The organism is Aeromonas sp. sif2416 (assembly GCF_019218665.1).
Classification (GTDB): domain Bacteria; phylum Pseudomonadota; class Gammaproteobacteria; order Enterobacterales; family Aeromonadaceae; genus Aeromonas; species Aeromonas encheleia.
The window spans coordinates 105,471-126,872 of sequence record NZ_JAHUXC010000005.1 but is presented as its reverse complement, the minus strand read 5'-3'; the positions used below and the strand labels follow the sequence as shown (position 1 = coordinate 126,872).

Here is a 21,402-nt window from a genome sequence, read left to right as displayed (position 1 = left end):
CCTCCACACCAGCACGCAGGTACCCAGCCTGAACATGGCTATCCACCTGACGACAGCGAAACGACTGGGGGCCTTAGATGCGCTCTAATCCCTCTATGAATCAGGATCAGGGTCAGCGCCCCTCCGGCCTGCTCAAGTACGCCGCCATCGGCGGGCTGCTGTTCCTGCATATTCCCATCCTGTTCATCTTCCTCTACGCCTTCACCAGCGAGAGCAAGAGCTACCAGTTTCCGCCGCCCGGGCTGACCCTGAAATGGTTCGAGGTGACGCTAAACAGACCCGATGTGTGGCGCGCCATCCAGCTGTCGCTGGAGGTGGCGGGGCTCGCGACCCTGGCGGCCATGGTGCTCGGCACCCTGGCGGCGGGGGCCATAGCCCGCAGCCGTTTCTTCGGCCAGGAGGCGGTGTCGCTGCTGCTGGTGCTGCCCATCGCCCTGCCCGGCATCGTCACCGGCATAGCGCTGCGCTCCGCCTACGGCCTGCTGGAGATCCCGTTCAGCTTCTGGACCATCGTCATCGGCCACGCCACCTTCTGCGTGGTGGTGGTCTACAACAACGCCCTTGCGCGCTTTCGCCGCACCAACCAGTCGCTGATCGAGGCCTCGATGGATCTCGGTGCCGACGGCTTCCAGACCCTGCGTTATGTGATCCTGCCCAACCTCGCCACCGCCCTGCTGGCGGGGGGCATGCTGGCGTTCGCGCTGAGCTTTGACGAGGTGATAGTCACCACCTTCACCGCGGGCCAGCAAACCACGCTGCCCATCTGGATGTATCAGGAGCTGATCCGCCCCCGCGATCGGCCGGTCACCAACGTGGTGGCACTCATCATAGTGGCCTTCACCACTATCCCCATTCTGCTTGCCTACTACCTCACCCGCGACGGCCAGGACGTCGCCGGCAGTGGCAAGTGATGACTCAACGCCTGCGCAAGGATGCAACATGAAGCTCTCTACCCAACTCTTGATCGACGGCCAGTTTGTCACCGGTGACGGCCAGGCCGAGCCCATCCTCAACCCGGCCACCGGTGAGCTGCTCGCCTCGGTGCCCGAAGCCTCGTTCGAGCAGGTCAGCCGGGCGGTGAACGGTGCCCAGCGCGCCTTCTCCCAGTGGAGCCGCACCACCCCGGCCCAGCGCAGCAACCTGCTGCTGCGCCTCGCCGATGCCATAGAGCGCCACGCCGAGGAGTTCGCGGCGCTCGAATCCCTCAACTGCGGCAAGCCCTATCTGGCGGTGCTCAATGACGAGCTACCGGCGGTGGTGGACTGCTTCCGCTTCTTCGCCGGGGCGGCCCGCTGCCTGCAAGGGCCGCTGGCCGGGGAGTACATAGAGGGCCACACCAGCATGATCCGCCGGGATCCCATCGGTGTGGTGGGCAGCATAGCGCCCTGGAACTACCCGCTGATGATGGCCGCCTGGAAGATGGCGCCGGTGCTCGCCGCCGGCAATACCGTGGTGCTCAAGCCCTCGGAGCAGACCCCGCTCACCGCCCTGCGCCTGGCCGAGCTCGCCAGCGAGATCTTCCCCCGCGGCGTCATCAACGTCATCTGCGGCCGGGGCGAGAGCGTGGGGGCGCCGCTGGTGGAGCACCCGCTGGTGCGCATGGTGTCGCTGACCGGCGATATCGCCACCGGCCAGAAGATCCTGCAGAGTGCCGCCCGCACCATGAAGCGAACCCACCTGGAGCTGGGGGGCAAGGCGCCTGTCATCATCTTCGACGACGCGGATCTGGAGGCCGTGGTGGCGGGCATTCGCACCTTCGGCTTCTACAACGCCGGTCAGGACTGCACCGCCGCCTGCCGCATCTATGCCCAGGGCAAGATCTACGACAAGTTCGTCGCCGCCATGACCGAGGCCGTGGCCTCCATCAAGGTGGGCAGCCAGCGCGAGGAAGGGGTGGAGATGGGGCCGCTCATCTCGGACAGACAGCGCAACAGAGTCGCCAGCTTCGTGGAGCGGGCGGTGAGCAGCGGCCATGTGGAGGTCACAGCTGGCGGCAAGATCCGCCCCGGCAACGGCTTCTTCTTCGAGCCGACCCTGATCGTCGGCGCCCGCCAGGAGGATGAGATAGTTCGGCGCGAGGTGTTCGGCCCCGTGGTCTCGGTGACCCGCTTCAACGACGCCGAGCAGGTGGTACAGTGGGCCAACGACTCGGACTATGGCCTCGCCTCCTCGGTCTGGACCCGGGATCTCGGTCTCGCCAGCAAGGTGGCCAGCCACCTGCAATACGGCTGCACCTGGATCAACACCCACTTCATGCTCTGCTCCGAGATGCCCCACGGCGGTATGAAGATGTCCGGCTACGGCAAGGATCTCTCCCTCTACGCGCTGGAGGATTACACCGTGCCGCGCCACATCATGGTCAAGCTCTGACAAACGACAAGGCTGGCCCCGGGGCCAGCCTTGTCGTTTGAGCCGTTTCCCCCGCACTACGCCCCTGAATTGTCCCCATCCCAAGCCCCTGAAACTCAAAGGCAGATGGCTTTCCCTAGGACAGCCGCCACAGCCAATAGTGATCCAGGATCAGCAGGCCAAACAGCAGCATCAGGTGGTAGATGGAGAAACGGAAAGTCCGCATCGCCTGACCGGGGTGCTCCGAATACTTCAGCAACCAGCCATGCCAGCAGAACCCGAGGTTCAGCGCCAGGCTGCCGATCAGATAGAGCAGCCCCGACATACCGATCAGGTAGGGCAGCAGGCAGACCAGGGTCAGGATCAGCAGATAGAGCAGGATCGCCGTCTTGGTGAACGCTATGCCGTGGGTGACGGGCAGCATGGGAATGTTCGCACCGGCATACTCATCGCGCCGGTGGATGGCCAGGGACCAGAAGTGGGGCGGCGTCCAGGTGAAGATGATCATCACCAGCAGCCAGGGTTCGGCCGAGAGTCCTCCTGTGATGCTGGTCCAGCCCAGCAACGGTGGCATGGCGCCCGCCAGCCCGCCGATGACGATGTTCTGCGGCGTGGCCCGCTTCAGCAGCAGGGTGTAAACCACCGCATAGCCAAACAGGCTGGCCAAAGTCAGCCAGGCGGTCAGGGGATTCACGCCCCAATAGAGCAGGACGAAGCCCATCAACGCCAGCCAGAGCGCAAACGCCATCGCAGACTTGGGCCCGATCCGCCCCATGGCGACCGGTCGCCAGCGCGTTCTGCGCATCAGGGCATCGATGCCGTGATCCAGAGAGTGATTCATGGCCGCGGCCCCGGCCGCCAGCAGCCCTATCCCCGCCAGCCCCAGCACCATCTCGTCCAGGGAGGCCTGGGTCGGCTCGGCCAGCAGCATGCCGACCCAGGCGGTCAGCAGCAGCAAGGCCACCACCTTGGGCTTGGTCAGCTGGTAATAATCCCGCAGCAGCCGGGGGTCGATGAAGTGAGCCAAGGGCTTGCTGTTCATGTCTGACTCCTGATCGCCTCAGGCGACAGCGAGGGGGAAAGCCGAGGACGAGAGAGCCGCCCACGGGCCAGCACACAACACACCAGCAGATGGGCCGCCACCAGGTTATGGGCGAGGGCGTTGGCTAGCGGCAGGGCCAGGTGGATGTTGGCGACCCCCAACGCCAGCTGCACCAGCAGCAGGGCCAGCAAGAGCCCCCCCAGTAAGCGCAACGGGGCTCCCTGGCGGATCAGGGCGAGGGCAAAGCCCCCCACCAGCAGGGCGGTGGCAAGGGCCCCCAGACGATGGGCGATATGGATGGTCTGGCGTGCCTCCTTGCTCATCACACCAAACTCGTAGCTGGCATGACCCAGCGGCAGGTGGAAGGCGGCCTGCCAATCCAGCTGCTGCTGCCAGCCCACCTGGCAGACCGGCAGATCGACACAGGCCATGGCCGCATAGTTCGCCGACGTCCAGCCACCCAGCGCTATCTGCAGCAGCAGCACGCCGCAGGCCGCATTGCCGAGCCAGGGCAAACCCTGACCGCGGCAGACGGGCGGGTTCGCGGGGGAGCGCGCAAGCTCGGTCCGATAGAGCCAGAGCAGGGTCAGGATGGCGAACCCACCCAGCAAGTGGATGGTCACCACCAGAGGGTGCAGCGCCAGTGTCACAGTCCACATGCCCAGGGCAGCCTGCCCAACCACCAGCACCAGCAAGGCCCCCGAGAGGCGACGCAGACGACCGCCAACACGCCAGCTCAGCACGAACAGCAGCGCAATCACACCGCCCAGCACAGCGGCGAAGTAGCGATGCACCATCTCGCTGCGCGCCTTGTGGGGTTCCAGCGGACTGTCCGGGTAGAGCATGGCGGCCTGCTCGGTATGGGCCGACCGCGGGATGGCCAGGGAGCCGTAGCAACCGGGCCAGTCCGGGCAGGCTAGTCCGGCATCGGTGAGCCGGGTATAGGCGCCGAGCAGTATGACCAGCATCGCCAGGAGAATGGCGGCCGACACCAGCATCTTCTGCACTCTCATTGCACACCTCGCTGATACTTGAGCAACTGCTGCAGATCCGACAGCACGCCCTTGCCAAACAGCGGCCACTCGGTCGTGCTGGCCGGCACCTCATAGCGCAGTATGGCCAACCCCTGTGGGTCGACCAGCATCAAATTCCCCGCTTGCATCTCGGCGCGGGTCTCGAGTCTGGGCTCGGCGGCCAGTTGCACCAGCGCCAGCTTGTCCAGGTTGCGGCCAAGGGCACTCCGGATCCGCTGCATCAAGACCGGCACCTGCCGGCATTCGGCCTCACAGCGCCCGGCCTCCAGATACACCAGTCGCCATTTGACCTGACTCGAGGGAAGCGGTTGCAACAGATAGATGTCCCGGCTCAGCCACTGCCCCTTGCTGCGGGTACCGGGCTCATACCAGCCCTGGCGCAGGATCAGCGCCGCCAACAACACCGGCAGCAGGATCACCAGCGCAAAGAGGGCAGGCACCTTCCATCTTGACCATCTGTTCATGGGGACAACCTCCTTGTCAGCACCAGCCCGCCCACCAGCATCACCAGCGCCAGTCCGAGCCACTGCAGCGCATACGCCCTGTGCTTCTCCGGCGGCATGACATTCTGTTGGTAGTGATAGAGGAACGGGGAACTCTTCTGATAGAACACGGCATCGACGAGCTGCGAGCCCAGGATCTGGCTCAGGGCATCCACCCTGATGGACTGCAGCCGGTTCGGATAGGGGCCAGCCTCGATGTTCTGACCCAGCAAGATGCCACCGGGCCGGATACGCAGCAGGCCCTCGAGTTCGAGGGTGGGGGGAATCGCAGGCTGTGGCAGCCGTTGCCGCTCAGCAGGGGCCGGCAGCCAGCCCAGATTGACCAACAGCAGGGGAGAGTGGGCATCGGCACGCACCGGGATGATCACGTCATAGCCGACTTGCTGCTCAACCAGCTGATTGTCCAGCAGCCACACATAGGGAGCGACCCACGCCACCCGCCCCCGCAGTGGCATCCCATCGAGGCGCTCAGGATGACGCCAGTCCAGTTCCGCCAGCGTCAAGGGTGCTGCTAACTGCATGGTGGCCACGTGCCCTAGCCAGGCCTCCTTCTCGGCCGCCCGCTGCCATTGCCAGAGGGCCAGCTGGCACAAACAGGCCGACACAACCAGAGTGAATATCAGAACAAACCAGCGCCTGTGATGGAACGGTCGCTGCTTATGCCATGTCGCCATGTCGCGCATCTTGTGGAGGGCCCTAACATGTTGATCAAGATAGTGCTGGTGCTCATGTTGCTGCTCATTATAGGGCAGCTGTTTCACGCCCTCTGGCTGATGCTGAGCACCGGCCAGGCCGGGCAGAAAATGTCGGCCCCACTGGGTCGCCGCGTGCTGTTCTCCCTGCTGGTGGTCGTCATCCTGCTGCTCTCGCTGGCGATGGGCTGGCTGGAGCCCAATCCTCGCCCCTATTAAGCCTCATAGCAGGTAGACAAATACGAAGAGGCAGAGCCAGACCACGTCAACGAAGTGCCAGTACCAGGCGGCGGCCTGGAAGGCGAAGTGACGCTCGGCGGTGAAGTGATCCTTCAGCACTATCCGCAGCCAGATGATCAGCAGGAACACAGTCCCCAGGGTGACATGCAGGCCGTGGAACCCGGTCAGTATGAAGAAGGTATTGCCGTAGATGCCGGAGTCAAACTTCAGGCCCAGCTCCCGGTATGCATGAATGTATTCATAACCTTGCAGCCACAGGAAGCTCAGCCCGAGCAATACGGTACCGAGCAACATCCACTTGAGTCGACTGCGTTTGCCATTCTCCAATCCCATATGTGCGAACAGCAGGGTGACGGAGGAGCTGAGCAGGATCAGGGTGTTGACGAGGGGGATCCCATGCCAGGGCATGGCCTGGGTCGTGGTGCCTCCCGGGGTCTTGAGCATGGGCCAGTGCGCCGAGAAATCCGGCCACAGCAGCTGGGCCGTCATCGCCTTGTTGCCTGCCCCATCCAGCCAGGGCATGGCGAGCTGGCGGGCATAAAACAGCACCCCGAAAAATGCCAGGAAGAACATCACCTCGGAGAAGATGAACCAGACCATGCCCTGTCGGAAGGAGCGATCCATCTGGGCGCTGTACAACCCTGTCATGGACTCGTGGATGATGTGGCGAAACCAGCCAAACAGCATGTATACCAGCAGGGCGACCCCCGCCGTCATCAGATAGGGGCCCACGCCGGCTTGCTTGCTCGCGATTTCATTGACCAGATGGCCTGCCCCGAAGGCCAGGAGGAACAGCGCCATGGCACCCATGATCGGCCAGCGACTCTGCTCAGGAACATAATAATGCTGGTTCACCTTGGCCATGATTATTTCCTCTGTGCGAGCGCCGGGGCCGGCTTGGACTGAGTGATGTCATAGAGCGAATAGGAGAGCGTGATGGTGTTGATATCTTCGGGCAGGGCCGGATCTATATAGAACTTGAGCGGCATCGACTTGCTCTCCCCCGCCTGCAACTCCTGACGGTTAAAACAGAAACATTCCACCTTCTTCAGATAGGCCGCGGCAGGGCCGGGGGAGACCGAGGGCACCGCCTGACCGATCATGGTACGGTCGGTCGGATTGAACACCCGATAGTTGACCTGCATCATCTCGCCCGGTCGCACCGATAGCCGCTTCGTCTCCTCGCTGAATTGCCAGGGCATCTGGGTGTCTGCATGGGCCAGAAACTCGACCTGGACGGTGCGTTTGGTGTCGATCACCGCACGCTCGGCCGAGGCTGGCTGGGTGGCTGTCTTGCCATTGAGGCCGGTGATCCGGCAAAAAACGTCATAGAGTGGCACCAAGGCAAAGGCAAAACCGAACATAACGACGATCACCAAAGCCAGTTTCCTGAGCAGGGGGCCGTGATTCACTTGTGTCATATGTCCTCCCTACTGCACTTCTGGTGGGGTCTTGAAACTGTGGTAAGGCGGGGGAGAGGGCAAGGTCCACTCCAGCCCTTCCGCCCCCTCCCACACCTGGGCACTGGCCGGCTTGCCCCCCCTGATGCATCTGATCACCCCCCAGACGAAGAGCAGCTGCGACAGCCCGAAGGCAAAACCACCTATGCTGATAAACATATTGAAATCAGCGAATTGCAACGCATAGTCGGGGATCCGACGGGGCATGCCCGCCAGCCCGACGAAGTGCATGGGGAAGAACAGCATGTTGACCGAGATCAGCGAGCACCAGAAATGCCACTGCCCCAGTCGCTCGTCATACATGTGCCCCGTCCACTTGGGCAGCCAGTAATAGGCGGCGGCCAGGATCGAAAAGACGGCGCCTGTGACCAGCACATAATGAAAATGGGCCACGACAAAATAGGTATCGTGATATTGGAAATCGGCCGGGATCATGGCCAGCATCAACCCCGAGAAGCCCCCTATGGTGAACAGGGTAATGAAGGCGATGGCAAACAGCATGGGGGTCTCGAACGTCAGGGAACCCCGCCACATGGTGGCAACCCAGTTAAATACCTTCACCCCGGTCGGCACCGCGATCAACATGGTGGCGTACATGAAGAACAGTTCGGCGACCACGGGCAGCCCAGTCGTGAACATGTGGTGAGCCCAGACCATGAAGGACAGCAACGCTATGCTGCTGGTGGCATAGACCATGGAGCGATAGCCGAACAGTTTCTTGCGGGAGAAGGTGGGAATGATGCTGGATACGATGCCAAAGGCCGGCAGTATCATGATGTACACCTCCGGATGGCCAAAGAACCAGAATATGTGCTGGAACATCACCGGATCCCCTCCTCCGGCCGCATCGAAGAAGCTGGTACCAAAATACTTGTCCGTCAGCACCATGGTCACCGCCGCCGCCAGTACCGGCATGACCGCAATGAGCAGGAAGGCCGTGATCAGCCAGGTCCAGACAAACAGCGGCATCTTCATCCAGCCCATGCCCGGCGCCCGCAGATTGAAGATGGTGACGATGACGTTGATGGCCCCCATGATGGATGAGATCCCCATGATATGGATGGCGAAGACGAACAGCGCCGTGCTGTTGCCGCTGTATTTGGTCGACAAGGGGGCATAGAAGGTCCAGCCCGAACTGGGGCCGCCGCCCTCCATGAACAGGCTCGACAGCAGGATCAGGAAGGCAAACGGCAGGATCCAGAAACTCCAGTTGTTCATCCGGGGCAGCGCCATGTCCGGCGCCCCGATCATCATGGGGATCAACCAGTTGGCCAGGCCGGTGAAGGCCGGCATCACGGCACCAAAGACCATGATGAGGCCATGCACAGTGGTCATCTGATTGAAGAACAGCGGCTCGACCAGTTGCAGCCCAGGCTGGAACAGCTCGGCCCGGATCACCATGGCCATGGTGCCGCCGGTGAAGAACATGGCCAGGGCGAAGAGCAGGTAGAGGGTGCCGATATCTTTGTGGTTCGTGGTATAGAGCCAGCGCCTCAGCCCCGATGCCGGCCGGTGGGAGTGGTCTGCGTGCAGGGTATCCGTGATTCCATCACTCATGCCGGCTCCTCACTTGTCATTTTTCAGAAGGGACTGCACATCGGCAGCCTGAATGAGGTCACCGGTATTGTTGCCCCAGGCATTGCGTTCATAGGTCACCACGGCGGCAAGCTCCTGGACCGTGAGCTGCTTGCCGAAGGGCTGCATCGCAGTCCCGCTCTTGCCATGCAGGACCAGGTTCAGGTGCTGGGCCCGGTTCTCGGCCAGGGTGGTGATCTTGCTGCCCTTCAGCGCGGGGAAGATGCCGGGCAAGCCGGTACCCGCGGGCTGATGGCAGGCGGCGCAGTGACCCAGGAATACCTTCTCCCCCAACTCCATGGCCTGCGGCAGAGTCATGGTTTGGCTGACCAGGTCTTGCTGCTGGGCCTTGGCGGCGGCCTGATCATCTGCAGTCTTGGCAATCCAGCCATCAAACTCTTCGGCCGGTTTTGCCACCACCACTATGGGCATGAAGCCATGATCCTTGCCGCATAGCTCAGCACACTGCCCCCGATAGGTGCCGGGTCTGTCTATCCTGGTCCAGGACTCATTGATGTAGCCCGGGTTGGCATCCTTCTTCACCGCGAAGGCGGGCACCCACCAGGAATGAATGACATCATCCGAGGTCATCAGGAATCTGATTTTCTTGCCGACGGGCAATACCAGGGGGTGGTCGACCTCCAGCAAATAGGTGTCGCTCTTGGGCTGCTCACCCGAGATCTGTTTCTTGCTGGTGGCCAGCAGGGAATAAAACTCCACCGGGTGCTCGAGATATTTGTAATGCCACTTCCATTGGGATCCCGTGATAAGCACGGTCAAGTCGGCCTTAGAGGTATCTTCCATCTTCAACAGGGTCGAGGTGGCCGGGGCGGCCATCGCCACCAATATCAGCACGGGGATGGCGGTCCATAGCAATTCGATACGGGTGCTCTCATGGAATTGGGCGGCCTTGGCGCCACGGGATTTCCGATGATGGATGATGGACCAAAGCATGGCCCCGAACACGAGCAGCCCGATCAGACAGCAGATATAGAAGATGGTCATGTGCAGGTCATAGACCCGCTGACTGATAGCGGTGGCCCCGCGCGTCATGTTGAATGTTATTTCGCTGGCGGAAACACTGCCGCCAGCGAGACATATCAGCCATGCGCCATGGTTAATTGCATTTTTTCCCACATGGCACTCCCTGTGCACGCTAGAAAAGATGGTGAGCATTAACCGATGACATAGCTAACCATCTGAAAATAATGCATTTATTAAAATCACTTTCACAATCAAGTATTAGTCCATATTCCGAAAAAGCCAAAATGAGGCCGATCAGGATGGACTCATCAGAGCGGTTTTCATCGAATCTGATGGTGATCCGCGCTCCTGAAGAGTGGCAGATAAATCACCATGACGGTTTGCCGACCCGGGCCGTCCCCTCCTGCCTCAGCCCCTGTCCTCGCCCCCGTCCAGCAACCGGGCCAGCAAGGTCCTCAGGGACTTGATCAGGGCAGGCTTGCCCGCCAGTTTCAGCGCCCTGGCCAGCTCAGACCAGGGGGCATATTGCCAGATGCTGGCAATCAGCAGCCGGCGCTCGTCGGGCACCAGCTCATCCAGTGCGGCCACCCGGGCAGCCAGCCAGCGTTGCAGGCTGGACTGACACAGCTCGAACGGCTTGTGATGATGGGCAAAGCACATCAGCTCCTGGTGCTCAAACTCATCCGGCTCGGCCACATCGGTGACCATATCCCCGCTCAGACATTGCCAGATCAGCTCGGTATCCAGCCCCCTGAGCTCTCCCGCCAGCAGGGTCGGCAGCTGGCGCACGAAGCGCCGTCGCCATTCTGCCAGCTCCGGTTCCAGCGCCGTTTTCAGCGGCTTGAGCAGCAGGGCCGCATGGCTGCCGCTGGCCGCGTCCCGTTGCAGGCCGATGCGCAGCACCCTCAGGCCCGCCTTGCGCCAGAACGGGAGCAAGTCGGTACTGGCGGAAAAGGCGGAGCCCAGATAGTCGAGCCCCAGTGCGCGGTAATGTGTCTCCAGCTTGCCCAGCAGCAAGGAGCCCAGCCCGTGGCGATGCAACAGCGGATGGATGGCGATGCGCATCACCCTGGCATAGCTGCGCTCGCCCGCCGTGGTGAACCCGGCGTGGGCGAGCAGGGACTGGGGCAACAGGTGACCCCTGGGACGTCGCCGCCCAGCCCAGATATCGCGGGCCAGCGCCGGCGCTATGTTGCCTTCCCGTGCCACCAGCGCGACCCCGAGCAGGCTCTGCTCTTGCTCCAGCAGGTGGATGTCGAGATCCGGGCTCTCCAGCAGAGATCTGAGATCGCTCGAGCTGGTCTGGTAGTGGGCCAGCACCAACAGGCCGAACACCTGATCGAGCAGTGCCTCATCCTCCGCCAGCTTGTCCTGCCCGATCTGCCGCCAGCCTGGCGCCGTCGGGGGCGGTGGTGGCAGGACTTCGGCGTTGAGGCCGAGCAGGCGGAATACCAGTGGCTCCAGCGGATCGTGCTGGCTCCAGCGAATGGGTTCGGCCAGGCGCAGCTCCTGCCAATCCGGGGTCTGCCGATCCAGTACCCGCTTGAAACGCAGATGAAAGCCGCGTCCCGTGCCCTCATAGCCGTGCTCCGTGGTAGCAAATACGATGCGGCTGTGGCGAGCCAGCATGGCCTCAAGCAGCGGGGTCGGGATGGCGGCCGCCTCGTCCACCAGCAGCAGCGCCGGCTGAAGATCCCCCTGCACCAGCCGGTCCGGTGATACATAGCTCAGCCCGACCAGCCGCTCCGGCGTGGTCGCCAGCGCCTCGGCGGCATGGGCAAGCAGGGTCGCGACCGTGGCCTGGGACGGGGCCGTCACCACTATCTGCAGGGCGGGATCCTGGCGCAGCAAGTCGGCGGCGGCGAGGCCGAGCAGGGCACTCTTGCCGCGGCCACGGTCGGCGCTGAGCACCAGCGGGCGGCCGCGATGACCATGCAACACCTTATGGATGGCGGGCAGGGCATGAGCCTGATCGGCACTGAGTGGCCGGCCGGGTCCCAGGGGTTGCCAGGGTTCCACCCCGGTGGGCGGACTCAGGGAGAGTGCAGGATCCCCCGCCAGCAACCGCACCAGCCGGGCGATAAAGCCGTGCCCCGCCCGGCCCGCATCCTCCGGCTGGGCCACCAGCCGCAGCCGGTCCGGATCCGGATAAGTGGGCCACTGCACCCGGGGCGGTGTCAGCAGCAACAGCAGACCGCCGGCGCGCAGCGTGCCAGCCAAGGCGCCGAAGGCATCGGGATGAAAGCCGCTGAATGCGTTTAGCACGAGCGTGTCGCACTCCTGACCCAGCCGCTGCAACGCCTTGGCGGCCGGCAAGGGGGCGTACCGCTCAGGCCCCTCCCCCAGCCAGAAGACAGCCTCCCCGAGCAGGGGCTCGGCCCGGGCGATGCAATCCGCCTCCACCCCTTCCAGCCAGATCAGACGCCGCTCGCCACCATGGGCGAGCGCCAGGCGCAGGGTGCTCGACTCGGCGGGAGTCATGAGGCGCCGTGGTCGCCGGATTTGACGCGGGGCTCGAACATGCTCTCCCCCATCTGATCGATGAAGGTATGTGCCTTCTGCACCATGATACGCTCGGCATCGGCCGGGCTCGCGAACAGATCGGAGCGGATGAAGCGGTGAGTCTGCAGGGCGCCATCCACCTCCCTGGTGATGCGGCCCGCCAGCCGGTACTGGCCCCCTTCCGCCATGGGCTCGGGGTAGATGAGATAACCGGCGTATTCGGTCGGGGTCACCTCGACAACCGGTGTCGGCTGGCCTTTGAACAGGGTGCGGAACAGTTTCTTGAGCATGGTAGTTTCCTCTCTGATGGGAGCATTGTCCCCAAGGGGCGAATGGCTGGCAAGCGGGTGAGCTTATTCCTAATCGTTATTTGCATTGCGAACGGTTCTCATTTAGATTTCATCTCAATCCAGCATGAGGTCAGAATTATGTACGTGTGTTTGTGCCGCGGCATCACAGATACCCAGATCCGCAAGGCGGTACAGGCAGGCAAGACCGAGTTCCGTCAACTGAAACAGTCGCTGGAAGTGGGTGCCCAGTGCGGCAAGTGTGTACGCATGACCATGGAGATCATCGCCGCCGAACTCGACAAGGTGGAATCGGATCAGGAACCGCTCTATTACGAAGTGGCCTGATACCGCGATTTGATTTTCTACGCAGATCCCTCACGGGATCCCCGCACCCTCAGGCGAGCCAATTCGTCAGCCCCCTTATTGTCATCTTTCTGGACTAAGCTCTAGTGATCGACGCCGCAGGCACGAACATAAGGAGTAATGTCGATGAAAGGAGATCCCAAGATCATTGCCCACCTAAACAGGGTGCTGGCCAATGAGCTGGTTGCCATCAACCAATACTTCCTGCATGCCCGTATCTACGATGACTGGGGCCTCAAGGGGCTCGGGCACAAGGAATACCATGAATCCATCGACGAGATGAAACACGCCGACGAGCTGGTCAAGCGGGTGCTGTTTCTCGAGGGGCTGCCCAACTTGCAGGATCTGGGCAAGCTGCGCATCGGCGAAACAGTGGAAGAGATGCTGCGCTGCGATCTTTCCCTGGAGATGGATGCCATCCCCGACCTGAAGGTGGCCATCACCTACGCCGAGTCCGTGCATGACTACGTCAGTCGCGACCTGTTTCAGGATATCCTGGAGGACGAGGAGGAACATGTCGACTGGCTGGAGACCCAGCTCGATCTCATCGATCGCATCGGCCTGGAAAACTATCAGCAATCACAGCTCCACTCGGGCACATCCTGAATAGTTATCGCATGAATAAACGACTCCAAAACCCGCTGAGGCGGGTTTTTTATGCTCCCCATGCATAGCTTTTCATCACGCTTATACATATGAAAAGCAAGGTTATTTTTGTTAAGCAAGTCGCAAAAAACCGATCCTCGGAGGTGCACTATTGGAACCCCTTTGGGAGTTCACAATAACAATGCTTTAAAGGACTAAAACATGCACTTCTTGCCCAACAAGGTGACGCTGGCCTGCGCCATCGCCCTCACGCTGACCGCCTGCAACGACAACAGCTCCACTGCCCCGGCGGATCCCGCCGCCACCAAGGCCGCCCTGATGCAAACCATGGACGATGCTCTGCGCGAGAGCCAGGCGCTGGATCCCTATGGCTTTGCCATCGATGAACAGACCCTCGCCAAACGCAAGGCGCTCGACGGGTCGCTGCTCAAGCGACTGGACGCCATGGACCCGAACGTACTGAGCGAGCGGGATCGGTTGTTCTACGACATGATCCGCTGGGATCTGCAGATCAACCTGGCCGGCTACGAACTGCCCCAATCCCAAATCCCCATCCATCACTTCCGCAACCGGGTGGTGGATCTGGCCGATGAGGTCGGCACAGCCCCCGCCAGTGGCAGGGCCGCCCGCACCGTCGGCAGCGGCTTCGACTATTTCGAGCAGAGCTCGGCAGATAGGGTGGCCCCGGGTGATGCCGCCTGGCGGCGGGATCTCGACCGCACGGCCACGGCACCTGCGCCGGCCACTCAGGCGCGGGCGGCGACGGCCCCCCTGGCCTGGTATCAGGAGCATCTGACCTGGCTCAAGGCCTATGACGCCTATCTGGCCGAGGTAAAGCACCAATTCGAACTGGGCAGCGCCCAGGGCAACACCCTGCCGGATGAGCTGGTGGACAGGCTGCTGGCCCAGCTGAACAGCAAGCTGGATGGTGAGGCGATCGCCGGCGCCTATCTCGGCTGGCAACAACTGCCGGGGGAGGCCGACGAGGCGCTGCGCACCGACTACAAGGGGGTGCTGGACAGCATCAACGATCGCTATCTGGCGCTGCGGGACTATCTGGATTATCGGCATGGCGGTGCCTATGCGGTACGCCTGGGCAGCGGTGAGTGCGACGACGGCTTCTGCGGCATGACCAATGGTCGCGACTGGTATCGCTGGCTGCTGAAGAAGCACAGCACCACTAACATGACGCCGGAGGAGGTGCATGAGCTGGGGCTGAGCGAGGTGGATCGGATCTTCGGCGCCATGGTCAAGGTGTGCCATACCGTCGGCAAGTGTGACAGCAAGGAGGTGGCCAAGAGCAAGCAGAACGGCCAGATCTACGCCTTCTTCCGCTACCTCAACGAGCCGGGCTTCTTCTACCAGAATCCGCTGTCGGCCTGGTCTGCCGGCCTCAATCCGGGCAACGCGGCCGGGGCTGCGCTGAGCGAGCCGCAGCAACAGGCGCTGGCCGAGCATGAGCGGGCGCTGCGGGAGTACAACGCCTTCAAGAGCAAGGCGGCGCTGGTGCTGCCGGACTTCTTCGATGCCGAGCGCACCATTCCCAAGCTGGATTACGAGGTGGTGCCCGTCGCCTACGAGGATGCCCCCTACGGCGGGGTCGCCTGGTATCAGGACGGCAACCCCCAGACCGGGCGCAAGGGGCAGTTCTTCCTCAACACCTTCTACCCCTATGGCCTGCAGAGCTGGAACATCAGCACCCTGCTGGCCCACGAGGGCGCGCCGGGCCACCACTTCCAGATCACCATAGCCCAGGAGCTGGCGGCCAAGGATCCCGACTTCCCGCAGTACGTGGCGAACGCCTCCTACACCGCCTATGCGGAAGGCTGGGCGCTCTACACCGAATACCTGGCGGATCACGACATGGGGCTCTATCAGGGCCGTGGCCTCTACGACCCCGCAGTGGGAGATGCCAAGGTGGAGGGCTCGCCTGCGTTCAACAACCAGTTGCAGTACTTCGGGCGCCTCAACGAGGAGATGCTCAGGGCCATGCGGCTGGTGGTGGATACCGGCATTCACTGGTATGGCTGGAGCCACGACAGGGCCGTCGATTACATGCAGGAGAACTCGGCGCTGGGGGCGGGAGATATCAGCTCAGAAGTGCCGCGCTACATGGCCTATACCGGTCAGGCAACCTCCTACAAGGCGGGTCAGCTGGCGCTGATCCGGATGCGCGAATCCGCCGAGCAGGCCATGGGCGGCCGGTTCGACCTCAAGGCGTTCCACCACCAGGTGCTGGAATACGGCATGTTGCCCATCTCGGTGCTGGAGCGGAAGAATCAGCAGTGGATTGAACAGTCGAAGTGATCACAGTTACGGCGCCCGGCAAGGCAGCGGGCGCCGCTTTCGATTAGGATACAGCCCTACATTCCATCACTATGCTACGGATGATATCCATGGACCAGATTACACGTGAGATGGCGCCCCACAAGCGGGTGGCGCTGGTGGCTCACGACAACATGAAAGCCCCATTGCTGAACTGGGTGCTGCGCCGCAAGGAGGAGCTCAAGCTCCACCACCTCTATGCGACCGGCACCACCGGCACCCTGCTCGGCAAGCAGGCACAGCTGCCCATCACCTGCCTCTTCTCCGGCCCCATGGGCGGCGATCAGCAGCTCGGTGCCCTCATCGCCGAGGGCAAGATCGACGTGATGATCTTCTTCTGGGATCCCCTCAATGCCGCGGCGCACGATCCGGATGTGAAGGCGCTGCTGCGCCTGGCAGCGGTGTGGAACATCCCGGTCGCCACCAACGAGGCGACCGCAGACTTCATCATGGACAGCCCCCACATGCAGCGGGCCTTCAGCGTGCAGATCCCCGACTACGCCGGTTATTTGAAAGCCAGAACCGAGTAACGGCAGATCCGCCAATTTGTGCCGGTTACTTGAAGGCCAGAACCGAATAACGGCAGATCCAACAATCTGCGCCGGTTACTTGAAAGCCAGAACAGAATAACGGCAGATCCGCCAATCTGTGCCGGTTACTTGAAGGCCAGAACAGAATAAGGGCAGATCCGTCAATCTGCGCCGGTTACTTGAAAGCCAGAACCGCATAAAAACAGCCAGATAGCAAAGAGCCGGACATTGTCCGGCTCTTTGCATTTGAAGGATGACGGCGACTCAGCGCTGGAGGCTCTTCTGGGCGAACTTGGGCCTAGCGTTCATGATCTGCTCCACCTGCTCGTCGCTCATCTTGCCACGGGAGAGCCCCAACACCTTGTAGGTGAGCAGCGGCCGCGCCGGCAGGGCGATCATCAGGGCGCGGATCTGGTTCTCGTCTTCTTTCTCCCGCACCGGCTTGCCATAGGCATAGGTCAGCACCCCGGCATCCATCAGGTTTTTGACGGCGGGCTCGGTGATCGGCAAGTTTATGACGCTTTTACGCTGCAGCACGAACTCGCGCAGCACCGCCTTCTCGTTGAAATCGAGGAAGCCGATCATCTGGGCCAGCAGCCCCTGCTGGCGGCGGGACTGCCACTCGTCACAGGCCCACTCCCAGGCGATCAGGAAACCCTGGCTGCAGAAGTAGGAGATGGCGATCAGCATGCCAACCCCGAGCCAGGCGGCGTGCACCGTGGCCCACTGGCTGACGGCCCCCTTCATCAGGCCGGCCGGAAACAGCAAGATGATGCTGCAGCAGAGCAGCAACCAGACCATGAGCCAGTTGAGGCGGTTCAGCTGATAGAAATGTTGGATCCACCGTTTCATCGTTCATCCTTCCCAGAGCATTGTGGACAGTACTCAGCTGATAGCAATCGCTGTGCCAATGCGTGGCGGAGGTGGGCAAGGAAACAGACCGGGCGTTACATCCCCTTACAACTTGTTGATCCCATTATTATTAATTTCCCTTGTGAGACGGCCACCAGGTTGGTAAAAAACCTGTACTGTCATTGGGGAGTAGCAACCCGCCCGTGATCCGGGCAGGGCTCATGTCAACATTCTTGGATCTTTCGGTCCATGGCATGGGCGGCGATAGCATCTATCGCTCTGCAAGACCTTTGGCCTCGATATGCTAGCCAGCCAGGCGAGCCGTATCGGGTCCATCGGTTGTTCTGCTCGCCTGGCGGTTGCCCATCATGCCGATCACCCTGCTGTTGTTCCTGCTCTCCGCCGTCACCATCTATCTCGCCTGCGAATATTTCGTCAACGGCATCGAATGGACCGGTCATCACCTCAAATTATCCCAGAGCGCCACCGGCTCCCTGCTTGCCGCCCTCGGCACGGCGTTGCCGGAGTGCATCGTCACCCTGAGCGCCCTGCTGATGGGGGATGCCCCTGCTCAGCAACAGATAGGGATAGGTGCAGCCCTCGGCGGTCCGCTGGTACTCTCCACCCTGGGTTATGCCGCCGTCGGCCTGACCCTGCTGCTCTGCCTTAGCCCCGAGCAGAGGGTCATCGAGGAGGCAGTGCAACGGGAGATAGGCCGGGATCAACTCTGGTTTGCCGGCATCTTCCTGGTGGCGGTGGCGCTCGGCATGGTGAGCTTCGACGGCAAGGCCTGGCTGGCGCCGCTGTTCGTGCTGATCTATCTGGTCTATGTGCGGCGTGAGCTGAGGCAGACCGACAGCCATGAGGTCTCGTTGCCGGACCCCCTCAAGCTGGAGCCCGGGGCCAGGATCCCGGCGCCGGGCAAGGTGTTGCTGCAGACCCTGGGGGCGCTGCTGGCGGTGACGCTGGCGGCTCAACTCTTTGTTCATCAGCTGGAGAGCATGGGCGAACTGCTCGGCCTCTCCCCCGCCTTGGCGGCCCTGTTGCTGAGCCCGGTGGCGACCGAGATGCCGGAGCTGATGAACGTGCTGATCTGGGTGCGCCAGGGCAAGAACCGGCTGGCGCTGGCCAACATCTCCGGCGCCATGATGATCCAGGGCACCATTCCCAAGGCGTTCTGCCTGCTGTTCACCCCCTGGCTGCTGGACAGCACCATGCTGGTCTCCTCCCTGGTGACCCTGCTGGCGGTGGTATTGCTGTGGTGGGGCTTTCGCCGGGGGAGGATGACGGCGACCAGGCTCGCCTGGGTGGGGCTGGTCTATCTCGCTTCCTGTGGCTGGCTGGGGGTGAGCTGAGGGCGCGCTGGTTTGTGAGCATGACGCCATGAGAAAGGGCAGGATGAGATCCTGCCCTTGTTTATTTTCATGGGGTTATGTCAGCCCGGGAGCCCCGGGATCAGAACTGCTGGAACCAGCGCTGGATCTGGGCCGGATCCTTGCTCTGGGTCAGGGAGAGCATCAGCAGGATGCGCGCCTTCTGCGGGTTCAGGGTGCCGGCGGCCACGAAGCCGTACTTGGCGTCATCGATCTCGGCATCCAGGGTAGTGGCGCCGGTCGGCACGCGGGCGGAACGCACCACCCGGATACCATCCTTGCTCGCCTTGGCCAGGGTATCGAACAGGGTGTGGTAGAGGTTGCCGTTGCCCACCCCGGCGCTGACGATGCCGTCAAATTTGGCATCCACCATGGCTTTGGCGGGCAGATCGGTGGCGTTGGCGTAGTTGTAGACGATGCCCACCTGCGGCAGCTTGTCGAGCTTGCTCACGTCGAACGGGGTCTTGCTGGTGTGCAGGCGGGCCGGGCTGCGCTGGTAGTCGATCTTGCCGTTGTGGATATAGCCGAGCGGGCCGAAGTTCGGGGCGGCAAAGGTCTGCACCCCTGTGGTGTTGGTCTTGGTGACGTCACGGGCGTCCAGCACGGTGTCGTTCATGGCCACCATGACGCCACGGCCCTTGGAGTCGGGAGCGGAGGCGGTGACCACGGCGTTGTACAGATTGAGCGGGCCGTCGGCGCTCATGGCGGTGGAGGGGCGCATGGCGCCGACCAGCACCACCGGCTTGTCGCTCTTGACGGTGAGGTTGAGGAAGTAGGCGGTCTCCTCCATGGTGTCGGTGCCGTGGGTGATGACGATGCCATCCACGTCATCCTTGGCCAGCAGTTCATTCACCCGTTTGGCCAGCTTGAGCCACACCTCGTCATTCATGTCCTGGGAGCCGATCTTGACCACCTGCTCCCCCTGCACCGCGGCGATGTTCTTCATCTCGGGCACGGCGGCGATCAGCGTCTCGATGGCGACCTTGCCAGCCTCGTAGTTGGATTGGGTCGCGGACTGTCCCGCCCCGGCAATGGTGCCGCCCGTCGCCAGGATGTGCACGCTGGGCAGAGCCATGGCCATGGGGGAGAGGGTCATGCCGAGGACGACGGCGAGCAGGGTCTTGCGGATAGGGTGGGTCATGCTGCAATCCTTTTGGGTTAGTTGACTGCAGCATTTTCATCCATTTTGAATCGTTTTTAAGTGATCACTCTCAACAATAAAAACAAGTAAACAGAATATTGGTCTGATTTTTACCCATATAGGGATAAATCACTCCGCACTGAACCCCTTGGCTTCGATCAGCGCGATCAACTCGGCCTTACTCAGCTCGCTCTCGATGACGGCCTTGCTGCTGCCAAAGTCGACCCGGGCCTGGCTGACGGCGCCTTGGGCCAGCAGGGCCTTTTGCAGACTGGCGGCGCAGCCACCGCAGGACATGCCGGATACTTTGAGTTCTATGGTCATGAGATGTCTCCTCTGTTGATGTGATCTCAGCCTAAAGCTACCGCTAGCGGCAAGGTCAAGCCCCGCTCGTCATCAGTAAACATGCCCTGTATTCACCCTCATCCCATCAGTCCCAAGTAGTTCATCAGGGCGGCACCCAGGCTGGTGCTGATCAGCGAGCCCAGGGTGGTGGTGGCGATGACATATTGACGGCGAACACGCCGTCATCGGATGCATCGCTAGCCCATCAGCCCGAGGTAGTTCATCAGGGCGGCGCCCAGGCTGGTACTGATCAATGAACCGAGCGTGGTGGTGGCGATGATGTTGGCGGCCAGCACGCTGTCGCCGCCCATGGCGCGGGTCATCACATAGCTGGCGGCCGCCGTCGGCGTGGAGCTGATCAGGAACAGAATGCCGAGCGCCTGGGTGCTGAAACCGAGCGCCCAGGCCCCCACCACCAGTAGCACCGGAATACAGAACAGGCGGTTGGCGGTGGCCCAGCCGGTCAGCGTCGCACCGCCGCGCAGGGCCTTGAGATTGAGGCTGGCGCCGGTGCACAGCAGCGCCAGCGGCAGGGTCATGTTGGCAAAGTAGTTGCCGGTGGTGATGACCAGTTGCGGCAATTCGATGCCGAGCAGGCCGAACGGCAGCGCCGAGAGTATGGCAATGATCAGCGGGTTCTTGGCGATCCCCTTCAGGATCGGCCTGATCCCCCGCCCTCCCCCCAGACTGCGGGTCAGGGTGATGACAGCGAGAATGTTGTAAAGCACCGTCACCGCCCCCACCAGCAGCGCCGCGGCCCCTATCCCCTCTGGGCCATAGGCATTCTGCACATAGGCCAGCCCCATGATCCCCATGTTGCCGCGAAAGCTGCCCTGCACGAAGATGCCGCGCTGGCGCGGCTCCGCGATGAAACGGGACGCCAATGCCTCGAGCACCAGGAAGGCGGCGAGCGTGCCCAGCAAGCCGTAGAGGATGAGCCAGGGACTCGGCATGGTGGAGAAGTCGGTGCGCACCATGCTGAGGAACAGCAGGGCCGGCAGGGTGACCTGGAACACCAGCCGCGAGGCGGACTCGACAAAGCTGTCTGGCAACAGACCGAGGCGCTTGAGCCAGATCCCGAGCAGCAGCACCATGCAGATGGGGCCCGTGATGGAGAGGGAGAAGTGCAGACTTGCCAACAGATCCATGATGCGCGTCCTGTGCGATGCGAGCGGCAGGCCGCCAGCCGGAATGGA

The 21,402-nt window shown here is 62.2% G+C and carries 22 protein-coding genes and 1 riboswitch; of the genes, 8 read left to right on the top strand and 14 right to left on the bottom strand.

Annotated elements, in window-relative coordinates; genetic code table 11:
* Positions 1-77: 77 nt before the first annotated feature.
* Both KW821_RS11620 and KW821_RS11615 read left to right on the top strand, forming a co-directional pair.
* On the top strand, positions 78-911 hold the full coding sequence (locus KW821_RS11620) for an ABC transporter permease (RefSeq protein WP_197720908.1): 834 nt from the start codon (positions 78-80) through the stop codon (positions 909-911).
* Between the two features lie 28 nt (positions 912-939).
* A complete protein-coding gene (locus KW821_RS11615) occupies positions 940-2,370 on the top strand; it encodes a gamma-aminobutyraldehyde dehydrogenase (protein WP_218291552.1) in 1,431 nt (476 codons plus the stop codon).
* 115 nt (positions 2,371-2,485) lie between these two features.
* Here the strand turns inward: KW821_RS11615 and cyoE are convergent, their stop codons facing one another.
* The 4 genes from cyoE to KW821_RS11595 are packed head-to-tail and all read right to left on the bottom strand — an operon-like array spanning position 2,486 to position 5,602.
* Positions 2,486-3,391 carry a heme o synthase gene (cyoE, locus tag KW821_RS11610; RefSeq protein WP_218291551.1) on the bottom strand — a complete coding sequence of 302 codons (906 nt, stop codon included), beginning with the start codon at positions 3,389-3,391 and terminating at the stop codon, positions 2,486-2,488.
* Entirely contained in the window at positions 3,388-4,404 is a 1,017-nt protein-coding gene (locus KW821_RS11605) for a heme A synthase (protein ID WP_218291550.1), read from the bottom strand. Before KW821_RS11605 ends, cyoE begins: the two co-directional genes overlap by 4 nt.
* Positions 4,401-4,889, bottom strand: coding sequence for a hypothetical protein (locus KW821_RS11600; protein ID WP_218291549.1), 489 nt, complete (start codon positions 4,887-4,889; stop codon positions 4,401-4,403). Before KW821_RS11600 ends, KW821_RS11605 begins: the two co-directional genes overlap by 4 nt.
* Positions 4,886-5,602 carry an SURF1 family protein gene (locus KW821_RS11595; protein WP_256353447.1) on the bottom strand — a complete coding sequence of 239 codons (717 nt, stop codon included), beginning with the start codon at positions 5,600-5,602 and terminating at the stop codon, positions 4,886-4,888. Before KW821_RS11595 ends, KW821_RS11600 begins: the two co-directional genes overlap by 4 nt.
* 27 nt (positions 5,603-5,629) lie before the next feature.
* Here KW821_RS11595 and KW821_RS11590 point away from each other — a divergent pair, with 27 nt between their 5' ends.
* The gene (locus KW821_RS11590) at positions 5,630-5,839 is read left to right on the top strand and encodes a DUF2909 family protein (protein ID WP_218291548.1); all 210 of its coding nucleotides are present in this window, start codon (positions 5,630-5,632) and stop codon (positions 5,837-5,839) included.
* Positions 5,840-5,842: 3 nt separating this feature from the next.
* Here KW821_RS11590 and KW821_RS11585 read toward each other — a convergent pair whose 3' ends face one another.
* From KW821_RS11585 to KW821_RS11560, 6 genes are all read right to left on the bottom strand, one after another.
* Positions 5,843-6,724 (bottom strand): cytochrome c oxidase subunit 3, encoded by an 882-nt coding sequence (locus KW821_RS11585; RefSeq protein ID WP_218291547.1) that lies wholly within the window; start codon positions 6,722-6,724, stop codon positions 5,843-5,845.
* Between the two features lie 2 nt (positions 6,725-6,726).
* Positions 6,727-7,281, bottom strand: a complete 555-nt coding sequence (locus KW821_RS11580; RefSeq protein ID WP_218291546.1) for a cytochrome c oxidase assembly protein — start codon at positions 7,279-7,281, stop codon at positions 6,727-6,729.
* A 9-nt stretch (positions 7,282-7,290) separates the two neighbouring features.
* Positions 7,291-8,877, bottom strand: coding sequence for a cytochrome c oxidase subunit I (gene ctaD, locus KW821_RS11575; RefSeq protein ID WP_218291545.1), 1,587 nt, complete (start codon positions 8,875-8,877; stop codon positions 7,291-7,293).
* 9 nt (positions 8,878-8,886) lie between these two features.
* The gene (coxB, locus tag KW821_RS11570) at positions 8,887-10,071 is read right to left on the bottom strand and encodes a cytochrome c oxidase subunit II (RefSeq protein WP_256351898.1); all 1,185 of its coding nucleotides are present in this window, start codon (positions 10,069-10,071) and stop codon (positions 8,887-8,889) included.
* A gap of 216 nt (positions 10,072-10,287) precedes the next feature.
* The gene (locus KW821_RS11565) at positions 10,288-12,360 is read right to left on the bottom strand and encodes a tRNA(Met) cytidine acetyltransferase TmcA (RefSeq protein WP_218291544.1); all 2,073 of its coding nucleotides are present in this window, start codon (positions 12,358-12,360) and stop codon (positions 10,288-10,290) included.
* On the bottom strand, positions 12,357-12,671 hold the full coding sequence (locus KW821_RS11560) for an HlyU family transcriptional regulator (protein ID WP_218291543.1): 315 nt from the start codon (positions 12,669-12,671) through the stop codon (positions 12,357-12,359). Before KW821_RS11560 ends, KW821_RS11565 begins: the two co-directional genes overlap by 4 nt.
* Before the next feature lie 138 nt (positions 12,672-12,809).
* Between KW821_RS11560 and KW821_RS11555 the strand changes: the two genes are divergently transcribed.
* From KW821_RS11555 to KW821_RS11540, 4 genes are all read left to right on the top strand, one after another.
* Positions 12,810-13,016: a bacterioferritin-associated ferredoxin gene (locus KW821_RS11555; RefSeq protein ID WP_042653176.1), complete on the top strand. Its 207-nt coding sequence runs from the start codon at positions 12,810-12,812 to the stop codon at positions 13,014-13,016.
* A gap of 144 nt (positions 13,017-13,160) precedes the next feature.
* On the top strand, positions 13,161-13,640 hold the full coding sequence (gene bfr / locus KW821_RS11550) for a bacterioferritin (RefSeq protein WP_042653177.1): 480 nt from the start codon (positions 13,161-13,163) through the stop codon (positions 13,638-13,640).
* Positions 13,641-13,841: 201 nt separating this feature from the next.
* Positions 13,842-15,947, top strand: coding sequence for a DUF885 family protein (locus KW821_RS11545; RefSeq protein ID WP_218291542.1), 2,106 nt, complete (start codon positions 13,842-13,844; stop codon positions 15,945-15,947).
* A gap of 89 nt (positions 15,948-16,036) precedes the next feature.
* Positions 16,037-16,495, top strand: a complete 459-nt coding sequence (locus tag KW821_RS11540) for a methylglyoxal synthase (protein WP_042653179.1) — start codon at positions 16,037-16,039, stop codon at positions 16,493-16,495.
* 264 nt (positions 16,496-16,759) lie between these two features.
* On the opposite strand, the gene KW821_RS11535 is transcribed toward KW821_RS11540, so the two are convergent.
* Complete coding sequence (locus tag KW821_RS11535; protein WP_033129473.1) at positions 16,760-17,347, bottom strand: superinfection exclusion B family protein; 588 nt, start codon at positions 17,345-17,347, stop codon at positions 16,760-16,762.
* A 170-nt stretch (positions 17,348-17,517) separates the two neighbouring features.
* Positions 17,518-17,626, top strand: a riboswitch (yybP-ykoY riboswitch).
* 89 nt (positions 17,627-17,715) lie between these two features.
* Here KW821_RS11535 and KW821_RS11530 point away from each other — a divergent pair.
* Positions 17,716-18,702, top strand: coding sequence for a sodium:calcium antiporter (locus KW821_RS11530; protein WP_218291541.1), 987 nt, complete (start codon positions 17,716-17,718; stop codon positions 18,700-18,702).
* Positions 18,703-18,802: 100 nt separating this feature from the next.
* On the opposite strand, the gene ansB is transcribed toward KW821_RS11530, so the two are convergent.
* The 3 genes from ansB to KW821_RS11515 form a co-directional block, all read right to left on the bottom strand.
* Positions 18,803-19,861 carry an L-asparaginase 2 gene (gene ansB, locus KW821_RS11525; RefSeq protein ID WP_218291540.1) on the bottom strand — a complete coding sequence of 353 codons (1,059 nt, stop codon included), beginning with the start codon at positions 19,859-19,861 and terminating at the stop codon, positions 18,803-18,805.
* 129 nt (positions 19,862-19,990) lie between these two features.
* Positions 19,991-20,185, bottom strand: a complete 195-nt coding sequence (locus tag KW821_RS11520) for a heavy-metal-associated domain-containing protein (protein WP_042653182.1) — start codon at positions 20,183-20,185, stop codon at positions 19,991-19,993.
* Positions 20,186-20,403: 218 nt separating this feature from the next.
* Complete coding sequence (locus KW821_RS11515; RefSeq protein WP_042653183.1) at positions 20,404-21,354, bottom strand: AEC family transporter; 951 nt, start codon at positions 21,352-21,354, stop codon at positions 20,404-20,406.
* Between the last annotated feature and the right edge of the window lie 48 nt (positions 21,355-21,402).

What these genes read in the sequence shown, in the direction of transcription:
- KW821_RS11620 (WP_197720908.1), top strand. Translation starts at nt 78, where the DNA reads ATGCGCTCTAATCCCTCTATGAATCAGGATCAGGGTCAGCGCCCCTCC.
- KW821_RS11615 (WP_218291552.1), top strand. Translation starts at nt 940, where the DNA reads ATGAAGCTCTCTACCCAACTCTTGATCGACGGCCAGTTTGTCACCGGT.
- cyoE (WP_218291551.1), bottom strand. Translation starts at nt 3,391, where the DNA reads ATGAACAGCAAGCCCTTGGCTCACTTCATCGACCCCCGGCTGCTGCGG.
- KW821_RS11605 (WP_218291550.1), bottom strand. Translation starts at nt 4,404, where the DNA reads ATGAGAGTGCAGAAGATGCTGGTGTCGGCCGCCATTCTCCTGGCGATG.
- KW821_RS11600 (WP_218291549.1), bottom strand. Translation starts at nt 4,889, where the DNA reads ATGAACAGATGGTCAAGATGGAAGGTGCCTGCCCTCTTTGCGCTGGTG.
- KW821_RS11595 (WP_256353447.1), bottom strand. Translation starts at nt 5,602, where the DNA reads ATGGCGACATGGCATAAGCAGCGACCGTTCCATCACAGGCGCTGGTTT.
- KW821_RS11590 (WP_218291548.1), top strand. Translation starts at nt 5,630, where the DNA reads ATGTTGATCAAGATAGTGCTGGTGCTCATGTTGCTGCTCATTATAGGG.
- KW821_RS11585 (WP_218291547.1), bottom strand. Translation starts at nt 6,724, where the DNA reads ATGGCCAAGGTGAACCAGCATTATTATGTTCCTGAGCAGAGTCGCTGG.
- KW821_RS11580 (WP_218291546.1), bottom strand. Translation starts at nt 7,281, where the DNA reads ATGACACAAGTGAATCACGGCCCCCTGCTCAGGAAACTGGCTTTGGTG.
- ctaD (WP_218291545.1), bottom strand. Translation starts at nt 8,877, where the DNA reads ATGAGTGATGGAATCACGGATACCCTGCACGCAGACCACTCCCACCGG.
- coxB (WP_256351898.1), bottom strand. Translation starts at nt 10,071, where the DNA reads ATGCTCACCATCTTTTCTAGCGTGCACAGGGAGTGCCATGTGGGAAAA.
- KW821_RS11565 (WP_218291544.1), bottom strand. Translation starts at nt 12,360, where the DNA reads ATGACTCCCGCCGAGTCGAGCACCCTGCGCCTGGCGCTCGCCCATGGT.
- KW821_RS11560 (WP_218291543.1), bottom strand. Translation starts at nt 12,671, where the DNA reads ATGCTCAAGAAACTGTTCCGCACCCTGTTCAAAGGCCAGCCGACACCG.
- KW821_RS11555 (WP_042653176.1), top strand. Translation starts at nt 12,810, where the DNA reads ATGTACGTGTGTTTGTGCCGCGGCATCACAGATACCCAGATCCGCAAG.
- bfr (WP_042653177.1), top strand. Translation starts at nt 13,161, where the DNA reads ATGAAAGGAGATCCCAAGATCATTGCCCACCTAAACAGGGTGCTGGCC.
- KW821_RS11545 (WP_218291542.1), top strand. Translation starts at nt 13,842, where the DNA reads ATGCACTTCTTGCCCAACAAGGTGACGCTGGCCTGCGCCATCGCCCTC.
- KW821_RS11540 (WP_042653179.1), top strand. Translation starts at nt 16,037, where the DNA reads ATGGACCAGATTACACGTGAGATGGCGCCCCACAAGCGGGTGGCGCTG.
- KW821_RS11535 (WP_033129473.1), bottom strand. Translation starts at nt 17,347, where the DNA reads ATGAAACGGTGGATCCAACATTTCTATCAGCTGAACCGCCTCAACTGG.
- KW821_RS11530 (WP_218291541.1), top strand. Translation starts at nt 17,716, where the DNA reads ATGCCGATCACCCTGCTGTTGTTCCTGCTCTCCGCCGTCACCATCTAT.
- ansB (WP_218291540.1), bottom strand. Translation starts at nt 19,861, where the DNA reads ATGACCCACCCTATCCGCAAGACCCTGCTCGCCGTCGTCCTCGGCATG.
- KW821_RS11520 (WP_042653182.1), bottom strand. Translation starts at nt 20,185, where the DNA reads ATGACCATAGAACTCAAAGTATCCGGCATGTCCTGCGGTGGCTGCGCC.
- KW821_RS11515 (WP_042653183.1), bottom strand. Translation starts at nt 21,354, where the DNA reads ATGGATCTGTTGGCAAGTCTGCACTTCTCCCTCTCCATCACGGGCCCC.